This window comes from Streptomyces sp. NPDC049585 (genome assembly GCF_040675615.1).
Classification (GTDB): Bacteria; Actinomycetota; Actinomycetes; order Streptomycetales; family Streptomycetaceae; genus Streptomyces; species Streptomyces luteosporeus.
On the sequence record NZ_JBFAPE010000019.1, the window covers coordinates 22,532 to 35,830 of the forward strand.

The 13,299-nt window shown below is 73.2% G+C and carries 15 protein-coding genes; 12 read left to right on the top strand and 3 right to left on the bottom strand.

Annotated features, from left to right (window positions below; all coding sequences use genetic code 11):
• Positions 1-7: 7 nt before the first annotated feature.
• Positions 8-763, top strand: coding sequence for an imidazole glycerol phosphate synthase subunit HisF (hisF, locus tag AB0K17_RS20020; protein ID WP_365964913.1), 756 nt, complete (start codon positions 8-10; stop codon positions 761-763).
• Between the two features lie 231 nt (positions 764-994).
• Here the strand turns inward: hisF and AB0K17_RS20025 are convergent, their stop codons facing one another.
• Entirely contained in the window at positions 995-1,519 is a 525-nt protein-coding gene (locus AB0K17_RS20025; RefSeq protein ID WP_365964912.1) for a DoxX family protein, read from the bottom strand.
• A 51-nt stretch (positions 1,520-1,570) separates the two neighbouring features.
• A complete protein-coding gene (locus AB0K17_RS20030; RefSeq protein WP_365964911.1) occupies positions 1,571-2,203 on the bottom strand; it encodes a TIGR03085 family metal-binding protein in 633 nt (210 codons plus the stop codon).
• A 167-nt stretch (positions 2,204-2,370) separates the two neighbouring features.
• Here AB0K17_RS20030 and hisI point away from each other — a divergent pair, with 167 nt between their 5' ends.
• The 9 genes from hisI (at position 2,371) to AB0K17_RS20075 (ending at position 10,088) form a co-directional block, all read left to right on the top strand.
• Positions 2,371-2,736 (top strand): phosphoribosyl-AMP cyclohydrolase, encoded by a 366-nt coding sequence (gene hisI / locus AB0K17_RS20035; RefSeq protein WP_365964910.1) that lies wholly within the window; start codon positions 2,371-2,373, stop codon positions 2,734-2,736.
• A 10-nt stretch (positions 2,737-2,746) separates the two neighbouring features.
• On the top strand, positions 2,747-4,291 hold the full coding sequence (locus AB0K17_RS20040; RefSeq protein ID WP_365964909.1) for an anthranilate synthase component I: 1,545 nt from the start codon (positions 2,747-2,749) through the stop codon (positions 4,289-4,291).
• Positions 4,292-4,362: 71 nt separating this feature from the next.
• A complete protein-coding gene (locus AB0K17_RS20045) occupies positions 4,363-5,001 on the top strand; it encodes a TIGR02234 family membrane protein (protein WP_365983711.1) in 639 nt (212 codons plus the stop codon).
• A 99-nt stretch (positions 5,002-5,100) separates the two neighbouring features.
• Positions 5,101-5,346, top strand: a complete 246-nt coding sequence (locus AB0K17_RS20050) for an HGxxPAAW family protein (protein ID WP_365964907.1) — start codon at positions 5,101-5,103, stop codon at positions 5,344-5,346.
• Positions 5,347-5,445: 99 nt separating this feature from the next.
• Complete coding sequence (locus AB0K17_RS20055; RefSeq protein WP_365964941.1) at positions 5,446-5,889, top strand: DUF2752 domain-containing protein; 444 nt, start codon at positions 5,446-5,448, stop codon at positions 5,887-5,889.
• Between the two features lie 222 nt (positions 5,890-6,111).
• Positions 6,112-6,921: an indole-3-glycerol phosphate synthase TrpC gene (trpC, locus tag AB0K17_RS20060; RefSeq protein WP_365964906.1), complete on the top strand. Its 810-nt coding sequence runs from the start codon at positions 6,112-6,114 to the stop codon at positions 6,919-6,921.
• 220 nt (positions 6,922-7,141) lie between these two features.
• A complete protein-coding gene (gene trpB, locus AB0K17_RS20065; protein WP_365964905.1) occupies positions 7,142-8,419 on the top strand; it encodes a tryptophan synthase subunit beta in 1,278 nt (425 codons plus the stop codon).
• Positions 8,419-9,234, top strand: a complete 816-nt coding sequence (trpA, locus tag AB0K17_RS20070) for a tryptophan synthase subunit alpha (RefSeq protein WP_365964904.1) — start codon at positions 8,419-8,421, stop codon at positions 9,232-9,234. The genes trpB and trpA overlap by 1 nt, the downstream gene beginning before the upstream one ends.
• A gap of 65 nt (positions 9,235-9,299) precedes the next feature.
• Complete coding sequence (locus AB0K17_RS20075) at positions 9,300-10,088, top strand: thioredoxin domain-containing protein (RefSeq protein WP_365983712.1); 789 nt, start codon at positions 9,300-9,302, stop codon at positions 10,086-10,088.
• A 16-nt stretch (positions 10,089-10,104) separates the two neighbouring features.
• Here the strand turns inward: AB0K17_RS20075 and AB0K17_RS20080 are convergent, their stop codons facing one another.
• The gene (locus tag AB0K17_RS20080; protein WP_365983713.1) at positions 10,105-10,992 is read right to left on the bottom strand and encodes an AraC family transcriptional regulator; all 888 of its coding nucleotides are present in this window, start codon (positions 10,990-10,992) and stop codon (positions 10,105-10,107) included.
• Positions 10,993-11,163: 171 nt separating this feature from the next.
• On the opposite strand from AB0K17_RS20080, the gene lgt reads away from it, so the two are divergent.
• The gene (gene lgt / locus AB0K17_RS20085) at positions 11,164-12,114 is read left to right on the top strand and encodes a prolipoprotein diacylglyceryl transferase (protein ID WP_365983714.1); all 951 of its coding nucleotides are present in this window, start codon (positions 11,164-11,166) and stop codon (positions 12,112-12,114) included.
• A gap of 209 nt (positions 12,115-12,323) precedes the next feature.
• Positions 12,324-13,055, top strand: a complete 732-nt coding sequence (locus tag AB0K17_RS20090; RefSeq protein ID WP_365964900.1) for a VIT1/CCC1 transporter family protein — start codon at positions 12,324-12,326, stop codon at positions 13,053-13,055.
• Positions 13,056-13,299: the final 244 nt, after the last annotated feature.

Sequence of the window (13,299 nt, forward strand, 5' to 3'; positions counted from 1 at the left end):
GCACGGCGTGACCCTCGCGGTCCGAGTCATCCCCTGCCTGGACGTCGACAACGGCCGGGTCGTCAAGGGCGTCAATTTCCAGAACCTGCGCGACGCGGGCGATCCCGTCGAGATGGCCGCGCTCTACGGCCGCGAAGGTGCCGACGAGCTGACCTTCCTCGACATCACCGCCTCCTCCGGCAACCGCGAGACCACGTACGACGTCGTGCGCCGCACCGCCGAACAGGTCTTCATCCCCCTCACCGTCGGCGGCGGCGTGCGCACCGCCGACGACGTCGACAAGCTGCTGCGCGCCGGCGCCGACAAGGTCGGCGTCAACACGGCGGCCATCGAGCGCCCCGACCTCATCCGCGAGATCGCCGAACGCTTCGGCCGCCAGGTGCTCGTCCTGTCCGTCGACGCCCGCCGGACCGCCTCCGGCTCCTTCGAGGTCACCACCCACGGCGGCCGCCGCGGCACCGGCATCGACGCCGTCGAGTGGGCCCACCGGGCCGCGGAGCTGGGAGCCGGCGAGATCCTGCTGAACTCCATGGACGCCGACGGCACCAAGGACGGCTACGACACACAGATGATCACGGCGGTGCGCCACCACGTGACCGTCCCCGTCATCGCCAGCGGCGGCGCCGGCAAGCTCGCGGACTTCGCCCCGGCGGTGGCGGCGGGCGCGGACGCGGTCCTGGCCGCGTCGGTCTTCCACTTCGGCGACCTGCGCATCCCGGACGTCAAGCGGGCCCTCTCCGAGGCGGGCCACCCGGTCCGCTAGCGCTGCGCCCCTTGCGCCTGCGGCGGGCTGCTCCCCAGCCCCGCCCTCTCCCCGTCTCCTAGCGGGGCTGCGCCCCCTAGCACCCCCGGACCGGGCTGCGCCCGGTGTCCTCAATCGCCGGACGGGCTGAACAGCCCGTCCGGCGATTGAGGACCGGGGGTCCGGGGGCGGAGCCCCCGGGAAACGGAGAAAGGGCGGGGCTGGGGGAGAAGCCGCCCGCAGGGCCACCGCCTACCGGCGGATGAGCAGGAACACCGCCCCCGCCACGCACGCCAGTGCAATCGCCGCCACCCCCACAGCCACCCGCGGCGGCGGCCGCAACCCCGGCACGAAGCGGTCCACCGCATACACGCCCGGCCCCGTCAGCGCCAGCCCCGCCGCCGTCAGCGCGATCAGCAGCGTGTACTCGACCCCCTGCGGCAGCAGGAAGCCGCGGTCCCACGTCACCCCCAGCGCGTTGATCATCGTGCCGAGCAGGGCCGCCGCGGCCAGCGGGGTCAGCAGGCCCAGGAAGATCCCTGCCCCGCCGAGCCCCTCGCTCAGCCCCGCCACCACCGCCATCGTCTTCGGCGCGGGGTAGCCGACCTGGGCGAAGAACTTCGCCGTGCCGTTGATCCCCGGCCCCTCGAACCATCCGAAGAGTTTCTGCGTGCCGTGCACCATCATGATGATGCCCAGCATCATCCGGATCAGCAGGAGCCCGAGGGAGATGCCTTCAAGGGAGCGCGCGGAGCCCTCCCTCCAGCGGAGAGCCATGGTCGGACACCTTCTTTCCGTCCATCACTCCCAGTGTCCCGCTGCGGTGGCCTAGATGCCCAGCGAGGAGGCCTTCAGCTTGGCGATCGCCGTCTGCTCGCCCTCCAGCTCCACCTTCGCCGCGTCCATCCGCCCGAAGGCGAACACCAGCAGCTCCCCGGGCTCCCCCGTGGCCGTCACCACGGGCGCGCCGCGCTGGGCCACCGCCGTACGCCCGTCCGGCCGCCGCAGCACCAGGCCCACCGGCGCCTTGCGGCCCAGCAGCCGCGCGGTGCGCTCCAGGCGGCTCCACAGCGCATCCGCGAAGACGGGGTCCAGCGTGCGCGGCGTCCACTCCGGCTGCGCCCGGCGCACGTCCTCGGTGTGGATGTAGAACTCGACGGTGTTGGCCGCCTCGTCCACCGGCTTGAGGCTGAACGGCGACAGCCGGGGCGGCCCGGTGCGGATGAGCTGGATCAGCTCCTCGTACGGCTTGGCGGCGAACTCCGCCTGCACCCGTTCCAGGCGCCCGGCCAGCGGTTTGAAGACGACGCCGGCCGCCGCGTCGGAGCGCCGCTCGCGCACCACGACGTGCGCGGCGAGGTCCTGGGAGCGCCAGCCGGCACAGAGCGTGGGCGCGTTGGGGCCGACCGTCTCCAACAGGTCGGCGAGAAGAAGACGTTCGCGCTGCGCGTGGGTCGACATGGCGTCAGCCTACGGCGGCCGCGGCGCCGCGGCCACGGCACCTCGTTCCCAGGCGTGTCCGAACGCGGCCCCGCACCCGCCGCGTACCGCCAGGCGGACCGGCCCCGCCCCGCCCGCCCGCATCGCGGACGCCGATCGGGGCCGCCGCGGACGGGCACAATGGGGGCATGACCGGCAACGCCCAGCCCTCCCCGCTCGACCCCGCCCTCGCCGCCCGCCTCAAGCGCAGCGCCGACGGCCTGGTCCCCGCCATCGCGCAGCAGTACGACACCGGTGAGGTGCTCATGCTCGGCTGGATGGACGACGAGGCCCTGCACCGCACCCTGACCACCGGCCGCTGCACCTACTGGAGCCGCAGCCGCAGCGAGTACTGGGTCAAGGGCGACACCTCCGGCCACGTCCAGCACGTGAAGTCGGTCGCCCTGGACTGCGACGCCGACACCATCCTGGTGAAGGTCGACCAGGTCGGCCCCGCCTGCCACACCGGCACCCGCACCTGTTTCGATGCCGGCGACCTGCCGCTGGGGCAGTAGGCTCCGCGCCATGGCTGCCACGTCCGCAACTGCCCCTGCCACGCCGAGCGGTGCCGGCGGGAACGTCCTCCCCGACGCGGAGACGTTCCGCATGCTCGCGAAGGACCGCCGCGTCATCCCGGTGACCCGCCGCCTCCTCGCCGACGGCGACACCCCCGTGGGCCTGTACCGCAAGCTCGCCGCCGAACGCCCGGGCACCTTCCTGCTGGAGTCCGCGGAGAACGGCCGCACCTGGTCCCGCTACTCCTTCGTCGGCGTCCGCAGCGCCGCCACCCTCACCGTCCGCGACGGCGAGGCGCACTGGCTGGGCACCCCGCCCGTCGGCGTGCCCACCGACGGCGACCCGCTGGCCGCCCTGCGCGCCACCCTGGAGACCCTGCACACCCCCCGCGACCTCATAGAGGGTGCCGGGCTGCCGCCCTTCACCGGCGGCATGGTGGGCTACCTGGGCTACGACGTCGTCCGCCGCCTGGAGAAGATCGGCGAGCACGGCGAGGACACCCTGGGCCTGCCCGAGCTGACCATGCTGCTCACCTCCGACCTCGCCGTCCTCGACCACTGGAACGGCACCGTCCTGCTGATCGCCAACGCGATCAACCACAACGACCTCGAGACCGGTGTGGACGAGGCGTACGCCGACGCCGTGGCCCGCCTCGACGCCATGACGGCCGACCTGGCCCGGCCCGCCCCGACCGGCCCCACCGCCCTGCCGGCCTCCGAGCTGCCCGAGTACACCGCCCGCTGGGGCGGGGCCGACTACATGGCGGCCGTCGAGGACATCAAGGAGCGCATCCGTGCGGGCGAGGCCTTCCAGGTCGTGCCCTCCCAGCGCTTCGAGACGCCCTGCACCGCCTCGGCCCTGGACGTCTACCGCGTGCTGCGGGCCACCAACCCCAGCCCGTACATGTACCTGCTGCGGTTCGACGGGTTCGATGTCGTCGGCTCCAGCCCGGAGGCCCTGGTCAAGGTCGAGGACGGCCAGGCGCTGGTGCACCCCATCGCCGGCACCCGCCCGCGCGGCGCCACCCCGCAGGCCGACGCCGCGCTCGCCGAGGAACTGCTGGCCGACCCCAAGGAGCGCGCCGAGCACCTGATGCTCGTCGACCTCGGCCGCAACGACCTGGGACGGGTCTGCGAGCCCGGCAGCGTGGAGGTCGTCGACTTCATGTCGATCGAGCGCTACAGCCACGTGATGCACATCGTCTCCACCGTCACCGGCCGGCTCGCCCCCGACCGCACGGCCTTCGACGTGCTCACCGCCTGCTTCCCGGCCGGCACCCTCTCCGGCGCGCCCAAGCCGCGGGCGATGCAGATCATCGAGGAGCTGGAGCCCACCCACCGCGGGCTGTACGGGGGCTGCGTCGGCTACCTGGACTTCGCCGGGGACTCCGACACCGCCATCGCCATCCGCACGGCCCTGCTGCGCGAGGGCACCGCCTACGTCCAGGCGGGCGCCGGCGTCGTCGCCGACTCCGACCCGGCGGCCGAGGACGCCGAATGCCGCAACAAGGCCGCAGCAGTCCTCAGGGCAGTCCACACGGCGAACAGGATGTAGCCGCCGACGGTGCGCCCGCCGGCCCGCACCCGGGCGACGACCTCGGCTGCCGACCAGGGATAGTGGTAGGCGTGAGTGCAGCACCCGTACCGTCCCCCGCCACCGCGGCACGGCGTACCGTCGCCGCCGCCCTCGTCCTCGCCGCCGCCGGCGCGGCCGTGACCCTGCTGGCCGCCGGCCGCCCCTGGGTCCGCGGCACCGCCGTCGCCGTGGCGAACGACGGCGTCGCCCAGCAGGCCAGCGGGCAGGACGTCACCGCCCTGCCGGGCGCCCTGGCGATCGTCGGCCTGGCCGCGCTGGTGGCCGTCTTCGCCGTGCGCGGGGTCGCCCGCGTCCTCGTCGCCGCGCTGCTCGCCCTGAGCGGCGCCGGCGTCGTCGCCGCCGCGGTCGCCGGCCGCACGGACACGGCCGCCCTGGAGGAGAAGGCGGCCAAGGTCGCGGGCCTGACCCGGGCCTCCGTGGCGGACGTCACCCATACGGCCTGGCCGTGGGTGACGGTCGCGGGCGGTGTGCTGCTGCTCGTGGCGGGGCTGCTGGCCCTGCGGTACGGCCGCGGCTGGCCCGCGATGTCCGGCCGCTACGAGCGCACCGGAACCCAGCAGGCCCGCCGCACCCGCCGGGCGGCGGCGCCGGACCCGGAGCGCCCGGAGGAGCTGTGGAAGGCCCTGGACCGGGGCGAGGACCCCACCGGTGGGGGTCACCGGGGGTGACACGCCCACCCCAGCTCCATCCCGCTCGCCCGGTCGGGGAGAATGACCCCAGCGATCAACTGCGCCCGCCGGCGCGCCACAGCAACGAGGAGTCAACTCATGTCGGGTAGCAACCACGACAGCCACGGGCACACCCCTGCCGCCTGGACCGGCGTCATCATCGCCTTCATCGGCTTCTGCGTCGCCTCCGCCTTCGTGGTGATGGCGAAGCCGGTCGGCTTCTGGGTGGGCATCGCACTGACCCTGCTCGGCGCCGTCGTGGGCGGCATCATGCGCATGATGGGCCTCGGCCAGGACCCCAAGGGCGCCGTGCTGCGCGCGAGCGCCTCCCAGTCCCAGGGCTGAGCCCGCCGGGCCCCGGCCCGCACCCCCACCGCACCACCCGGCGCAAAGGCGCGGCCGGGGCGGCCCGTACCGACCGACCGTCCGTACGCGGCGCCCGGGCTGCGCCTTCGTGCTGTGCGGCGGACACTCGGCGGTGTGAGGAGCCCGTTGTGCGCACGGCTGGCACCGCCGCTGGGGGTGGCCGCCGCCCTCGGCGCGGCCTGCGCCTGCGTCGGTGCGGTGGACCCGGGCGTGCCCGGTCGCTACCCGGTCTGCCCGCTGCTGCAGTGGACGGGCCTGTACTGCCCGGCCTGCGGTGGCCTGCGGGGCCTGCACGCCCTGGTCCACGGCGACCTCGCCGCCGCTGTGGGCGCGAACGCCCTGGCCGTCGCCGGCTACGCGGTCTTCGCCCTGCTGTGGGCCCGCTGGCTGGTGCGGGCGGCGCGCAGCGGCGGCGGCATGCCGCTGCGGCCGGGGGCGCGGCACGCGTGGGCGGTGGCCGGCGTGCTGCTGGCCTTCACCGTCGTCCGCAACCTTCCGTTCGGCGCGGCGCTCGCGCCCTGAGCGCCGGACGCGCCCGATGCGCCCGACGCGCCGCATGCACCGGATGTGCCCGACGCGCCGAACGGGCGTCCACACAGTGGGCAAAGCGTCAACCGGATGCGAAACCTTCGCCTTCCGGCAAGTACCATCGCAGTGCCTGGTGAAGTGAGGAGGATGCCCCGGTGGCATCCGAAGGATCACGACACCAGCCCAGACAGCCGAGTCCGGAAGGGGGCCGCTCGCGTGAGTGTGCTCGACGAGATCATCGACGGGGTACGAGCCGACCTCGCGGAGCGGCAGGCGCGCGTCGGCCTCGATGAGCTCAAGGAGCGAGCGGCCAGGGCCCCGCAGGCCAAGGACGGGGCCGCCGCCCTGCGCGGCGAGAACGTCAGCGTGATCTGCGAGGTCAAGCGCTCCAGCCCGTCCAAGGGCGCCCTCGCGGCCATCGCCGACCCCGCCGGCCTCGCGGCCGACTACGAGGCGGGCGGCGCGGCCGTGATCAGCGTCCTGACCGAGCAGCGCCGCTTCGGCGGCTCGCTGGCCGACCTGGAGGCGGTGCGCGCCCGGGTGGACATCCCGGTGCTGCGCAAGGACTTCATCGTCACCGCCTACCAGCTGTGGGAGGCCCGGGCCCATGGCGCCGACCTCGCCCTGCTGATCGTCGCCGCGCTGGAGCAGGAGGCCCTGGTCTCCCTGATCGAGCGGGCCGAGTCCATCGGTCTGACGCCGCTGGTCGAGGTGCACGACGAGGAGGAGGTCCGGCGCGCGGTCGACGCCGGCGCGCGGATCATCGGCGTCAACGCCCGCAACCTCAAGACCCTGGAGGTCGACCGGGACACCTTCGCCCGCGTCGCCCCCGAGATCCCCGACGGCATCGTCAAGATCGCCGAATCGGGCGTGCGCGGCCCGCACGACCTGATCGCCTACGCCAACGAGGGCGCCGACGCAGTGCTCGTCGGCGAGTCGCTGGTGACCGGCCGCGACCCCAAGGCGGCCGTGGCCGACCTGGTCGCCGCCGGCGCCCACCCGGCGCTGCGGCACGGGCGGGGCTGAACCGGCGATGACCGGAATGCGGGCGTACGCGCGACTGGCCCGGGGCTGCCGGCCCCGGGGCGCACGTGCGCCCGCGCGGCGGGTGCTGGGCCGCCGCGTGCGGTACCACATCGGCTGCGAGCCGGGGCAGATCAACGGGCGGCGATGGCGCGGTGGCCGCTCGCAGTAGCCGAGCCCGCAGCCGTACCTTCACCAACGCCCACCTGCCAGGAGTACGTCAGTGACACCTGCATCTTCCGCATCGCCGGATTCCCCGGACGCCTCGGCCTTCTTCTTCCCCGACACGGGCGGCCAGGTGCCCAGCGCCGAGGGCTACTTCGGCGCCTTCGGCGGCAAGTTCATCCCCGAGGCCCTCGTCGCGGCCGTCGACGAGGTCGCCGCGGAGTACGAGAAGGCCAAGGCCGACCCCGCGTTCGCCGCCGAGCTCAGCGACCTGATGGTCAACTACGCCGGCCGGCCCAGCCCGCTGACCGAGGTGCCGCGCTTCGCCGAGCACGCCGGCGGCGCCCGGGTCTTCGTCAAGCGCGAGGACCTCAACCACACCGGCTCCCACAAGATCAACAACGTGCTGGGCCAGGCCCTGCTCACCAAGCGCATGGGCAAGACCCGGGTCATCGCCGAGACCGGCGCCGGCCAGCACGGCGTCGCCACGGCCACCGCCTGCGCGCTGTTCGGCCTGGAGTGCACCGTCTACATGGGCGAGGTCGACACCCAGCGCCAGGCGCTGAACGTCGCCCGCATGCGCATGCTCGGCGCCGAGGTCGTCTCCGTGAAGTCCGGCAGCCGCACCCTGAAGGACGCCATCAACGAGGCGTTCCGCGACTGGGTCGCCAACGTCGACCGCACCCACTACCTCTTCGGCACCGCGGCCGGCCCGCACCCCTTCCCCGCCCTGGTGCGCGACTTCCACCGCGTCATCGGCGTCGAGGCCCGCCGCCAGGTCCTCGAGCGCACCGGCCGGCTGCCGGATGCCGCCATCGCCTGCGTCGGCGGCGGCTCCAACGCCATCGGCCTCTTCCACGCCTTCCTGCCCGACGCGGGCGTACGCCTGATCGGCTGCGAGCCCGGCGGCCACGGCGTGGAGAGCGGCGAGCACGCCGCCACCCTCACCGAGGGCACGCCCGGCGTCCTGCACGGCTCCCGCTCGTACGTGCTGCAGGACGAGGACGGCCAGATCACCGAGCCGTACTCGATCTCCGCCGGCCTGGACTACCCGGGCATCGGCCCCGAGCACTCGTACCTGAAGGACAGCGGCCGCGCCGAGTACCGCGCCGTCACCGACGAGGCGGCCATGGAGGCCCTGCGGCTGCTCTCGCGCACCGAGGGCATCATCCCGGCCATCGAGAGCGCGCACGCCCTGGCGGGCGCCCTGGAGGTCGGCCGCGAGCTCGGCGAGGACGGCCTGGTGCTGGTCAACCTCTCCGGACGCGGCGACAAGGACATGGACACGGCGGCCCGCTACTTCGGGCTGTACGACGACGCGGCGGGGGAGAAGTGATGGCAGGCAACATCGATCTGCTCAGGGACGTCCTGGCGGCGGCCCGGGCGGAGAACCGCGCCGCCCTCGTCGGCTACCTGCCGGCCGGCTTCCCGACCGTGTCCGACGGCGTACGGGCCATCACCACCATGCTCGACGGCGGCTGCGACGTGGTCGAGGTCGGCCTGCCGCACAGCGACCCCGTCCTGGACGGCCCGGTCATCCAGACCGCCGACGACATCGCCCTGCGCGGCGGCGTCAAGATCGCCGACGTGCTGCGCACCGTCAAGGAGGCGCACGAGCTCACCGGCGCCCCCGTCCTGGTCATGACGTACTGGAACCCGGTCGACCGCTACGGCCCCGAGCGCTTCGCCGCCGACCTGGCCGCCGCGGGCGGCGCCGGCTGCATCCTGCCGGACCTGCCGGTCGAGGAGTCCACCGCCTGGCGCAAGGCCGCCGACGAGCACGGCCTGGCCACGGTGTTCGTGGTCGCGCCGAGCAGCCGCGACGAACGCCTCGCCAAGATCACCGCCGCCGGCTCCGGATTCGTCTACGCCGCCTCCCTCATGGGCGTCACCGGCACCCGCGAGTCCGTCGGCCGCGAGGCGCAGGACCTGGTGCGCCGCACCCGCGCCACCACCGAACTGCCGGTGTGCGTGGGCCTGGGCGTCTCCACCGCCGAACAGGCGGCCGAGGTCGCCCAGTTCGCCGACGGCGTCATCGTCGGCTCCGCGTTCGTCAAGCGACTGCTGGACGCCCCCGACCTGGAGAGCGGCCTCGCAGCCGTCCGCGCCCTGGCGGGCGACCTGGCCGAGGGCGTGCGCAAGCGCGCGTAACTCTTTGGAAGGAAAAGCGACCAGGGGCGGCCCATGAGGCCGCCCCTGGTTCGTTGTAGGGGGATGTGAGCCAGAAGAACAGCGACGGAAAGCGCAGCGCCCGCGAGCGGCTGCAGGAACAGCGCCGGCTCGAGGAGAGCCGCGCGAAGCGCAAGCGGACCCTGATCGCCGCCGCCGTGGTGGTCGCCGTCCTCGCCGCCGGGGGCGGCATCGCGGCGCTGGTGGCCAGCTCCAACTCCGCCAAGGACAACAAGCGGCAGACCGCCGGCCCCCTGCTGGCCCCCCAGGGCGCCGTCGGCGCCGAGAACCTCGCCATCCCCGTCGGCTCCCCCGGCGCCAAGGCCGCGCTCACCGTCTACGAGGACTTCCGCTGCCCGGGCTGCGGCCAGTTCGAGAACGGCTTCCGGGACACCGTCCACGACCTGGAGAACAAGGGTCAACTCAAGGCGGAGTACCACCTCGTCACCCTCATCGACAAGAACCTCGGCGGCTCCGGCTCCGTCAACGCCGCCAACGCCGCCGCCTGCGCCCAGGACGCCGGCAAGTTCCTCGCCTACCACGACGAGCTCTACAAGAACCAGCCCCCCGAGACGCAGGACGCCTACGGCAAGAAGTCCCGCCTGCTGGAACTGGCCGGCAAGGTCGAGGGCCTGAACACCTCCACGTTCCAGCAGTGCGTGGAGAACGGCACCCACGACAGCTGGGTGAAGAAGTCCCAGGAGACCTTCAGCAAGTCCCAGTACCGCGCCACCCCGACGGTCCTGCTCAACGGCAAGTCCATCTACGGCGACCCGACCAAGCCCCTCACCCCGCAGAAGCTCCGCGACATGGTGGCGGAGGCCCAGAAGGGCTGAGGACCGCCGGCGGACGTCACACCGCCGGCGCGCGCTCCACCGGGATCCAGAGCTCGGCCTCCGCCTCCTTGCTGTCCGGGGATATCACCGTGCGCAGGATCTCCGGGCCCGGGCGGCTGAGGTAGGGGTTGGAGGGGAACCACTGGGTGAACACGTCGCGCCACAGGTACTGGAGCGCCTCCGGGTACGGGCCCGTGTGCTCGAAGACCGCCCAGGTGCCGGCGGGGACCGTCAGGGTGGCCGTGCCGGAGATGCCGTGGTCGTCCGCCGGGTTCGTCACCGCACCGAAGTAGAAGTCGAACTCCGTGCCCTCCGCACGGCTCGGGTCGAGGTCGTCGCAGACACTGACCAGGCCGCCCGGCCCCTCCTGCGATCGGCCGGCGAGCTCCTCCAGCTGCTGCCGCGTTTGCGGGTCGATCCCCTGCAGGACGGTGACCATCGCCGGGTTCGGCCCCAGGTGTACGAGCGGCAGGCGCGCCTTCGCGCCGACCACCTGGAACTCGTTCTTCTCCACGATCCGGTATCGCATGCTGCTGTTCCCTTCGACGATGAGGCGGAAGGACATCCGGGGCTGGGAGTGCAGTGCCGCACCGTTGCGCCGGGCCTCGCCCGGGCCGACGCCGTGCATCCCGCGGAATGCACGGGCGAAGGCCTCGGCGGAGCCGTAGCCGTAGCGGACGGCGACGTCGAGCAGCGTGCGCTCGCCCGCCAGCACCTCCGCCCCCGCGACCGTCAGCCGCCGCCGGCGGACGTACTCGGACAGCGGCAACCCCGCCAGCGCCGAGAACAACCGCCGGAAGTGGTACTCCGACGTCATCGCGATCCGTGCGAGATCCGCCACGTCGAGCGGCCCGTCGAGGTGTTCCTCGATGTGGTCCATGGCCCGGTTCAGCTCCTGGAGCACTCCCGGCCCCCCCTTCCGTTTCCTTACGACCGTCACGCTACGAAGGGGCAACCTCACCGGACCCGACATCCTGTGCCCGCTTCGGTCGGGTCAGGAGTAGCTACTACGAGTAACCATCCCCGAAGCCCACTCTGGGACTCCGGCGCCGCACACGGTAGGTTCGTAGCTGTCATGGAACTCGCATACATCCCCAGCCCCTCGACCGGCGTGATCCACCTCGGGCCGATCCCGCTGCGCGGCTACGCCTTCTGCATCATCATCGGTGTCTTCGTCGCCGTCTGGCTCGGCAACAAGCGGTGGGTCGCGCGCGGTGGCCGGGCCGGGACCGTGGCGGACATCGCCGTGTGGGCGGTGCCCTTCGGGCTCGTCGGCGGGCGGCTCTATCACGTGATCACCGACTACGAGCTGTACTTCGGCTCCGGTCGGAACTGGGTCGACGCCTTCAAGGTCTGGGAGGGCGGCCTCGGCATCTGGGGCGCCGTCGCGCTCGGCGCCGTGGGTGCCTGGATCGGGTGCCGCCGGCGCGGGATCCCGCTGCCCGCGTACGCCGACGCCGTCGCGCCCGGCATCGCGATCGCGCAGGCCATCGGACGCTGGGGCAACTGGTTCAACCAGGAGCTCTACGGCCGGCCCACCGACGTGCCCTGGGCGCTGAAGATCGACCCCAATCCGGCGATCGGCCGCGTGGGCGGCACGTACCACCCGACGTTCCTGTACGAGTCGCTGTGGTGCCTCGGCGTCGCCGCGCTGGTGATCTGGGCCGACCGTCGCTTCAAGCTGGGGCACGGCCGGGCCTTCGCGGTGTACGTCGCCGCGTACACCGTGGGCCGCTTCTGGACCGAGTACCTGCGCGTCGACGACGCCCACCACGTGCTCGGCCTGCGCCTGAACGGCTGGACGGCGATCCTGCTCTTCCTCGCCGCCGTCGCCTACATCGTCGTCTCCACCAAGCGCGTCCCCGGGCGGGAAGCCGTCGTCGAGCCCGGTGCGCAGGACGAGGATGCCTCCCCCGAGGACGGTGCCCCCGCCGACGCCCAGGCCCCGACCAAGGCCGACCTCACCAAGGCCGAGCCCGGGACCAAGACCGCGGCCGAGCCCGCGCCCGAGAGCAAGAAGCTCTGACACCTCGCGCCCCCGGCGCTCCCGTGCCCCCGTGGCGGAACCTTCCGCCACGGGGGCCTTTTTCGTCGCCCCCTCCGCAAAACCGCAGGTCAGCGAGGTAAGTTCGGCCTTCCTTGCTAGCGGATCACGGCCTTGCGTGCCTACCGTCGACACCAGAGGGGCGGGGCGCAGGGTCTTCGCCCCCTGGATCCAAGGGAGCACCCGGAGCAATGGCTGTCCTCGATACGGCCGCGGCCACGCACATAGCCCACCGCGACAATCACACGCACCGTGATGTGAACGGCGGCTGGCTGCGGCCCGCCGTGTTCGGGGCGATGGACGGGCTCGTCTCCAACGTCGCCCTGATGACCGGTGTCGCCGGCGGCAGTGCCTCCTCCGGCACGATCGTGATCGCGGGGCTCGCCGGTCTGGCGGCCGGCGCCTTTTCGATGGCGGCGGGGGAGTACACCTCCGTGGCCTCGCAGCGCGACCTGGTCCTCGCCGAGCTGGACGTCGAGCGGCGCGAGCTGCGCAAGCACCCCACCGACGAGCTGGAGGAGCTCGCGGCGCTGTACGAGTCCCGCGGGGTGGAGCCCAAGCTGGCCCGCGAGGTGGCCCGGCAGCTGTCGAAGGACCCGGAGCAGGCGCTGGAGATCCACGCCCGCGAGGAGCTCGGCATCGACCCCGGCGACCTGCCCTCGCCCGCCGTGGCCGCCGTCTCCTCGTTCGGCTCGTTCGCGCTCGGCGCGCTGCTGCCCGTCCTGCCGTACCTGCTGGGCGCCAGCGAGCTGTGGCCGGCGGTGCTGCTGGCGCTGGTGGGTCTGTTTGCCTGCGGGGCCGTGGTGGCCCGTGTGACGGCGCGCACCTGGTGGTACAGCGGACTGCGGCAGCTGCTGCTCGGTGGCGCGGCCGCCGGTGTGACGTACCTCCTGGGTATTGCTTTCGGCACCGCTGTCGGGTGATCCTATGCGCTCCGCCGCATAATCAGTGGCTTCCGGTTACCGCATTGTTTCGGCATCCCGGCGGCGGGGCACAATCCGTGAGCACAGTTGGGCAATGCCGCCGTGGCTGTGCGATCCGTCCCCTGCGGTGCCCGGCCCGGCGATCCCGGGGCCCTCGGAGCGCCCGCCCCCTGCTGCAGCTGTCGGCAAGCCCGGACGCCTGCTGTCCACATGCTGGAATGTTGCTTCCACTTTTCGGGAAGCG

Excerpts from the sequence above, each read along its gene's own strand:
- AB0K17_RS20025 (WP_365964912.1), bottom strand. The coding sequence starts at position 1,519 with ATGGCTCTCCGCTGGAGGGAGGGCTCCGCGCGCTCCCTTGAAGGCATC.
- AB0K17_RS20040 (WP_365964909.1), top strand. The coding sequence starts at position 2,747 with ATGGCTGCCACGTCCGCAACTGCCCCTGCCACGCCGAGCGGTGCCGGC.
- AB0K17_RS20050 (WP_365964907.1), top strand. The coding sequence starts at position 5,101 with ATGTCGGGTAGCAACCACGACAGCCACGGGCACACCCCTGCCGCCTGG.
- AB0K17_RS20090 (WP_365964900.1), top strand. The coding sequence starts at position 12,324 with ATGGCTGTCCTCGATACGGCCGCGGCCACGCACATAGCCCACCGCGAC.
- lgt (WP_365983714.1), top strand. The coding sequence starts at position 11,164 with ATGGAACTCGCATACATCCCCAGCCCCTCGACCGGCGTGATCCACCTC.
- AB0K17_RS20030 (WP_365964911.1), bottom strand. The coding sequence starts at position 2,203 with ATGTCGACCCACGCGCAGCGCGAACGTCTTCTTCTCGCCGACCTGTTG.
- hisI (WP_365964910.1), top strand. The coding sequence starts at position 2,371 with ATGACCGGCAACGCCCAGCCCTCCCCGCTCGACCCCGCCCTCGCCGCC.
- trpA (WP_365964904.1), top strand. The coding sequence starts at position 8,419 with ATGGCAGGCAACATCGATCTGCTCAGGGACGTCCTGGCGGCGGCCCGG.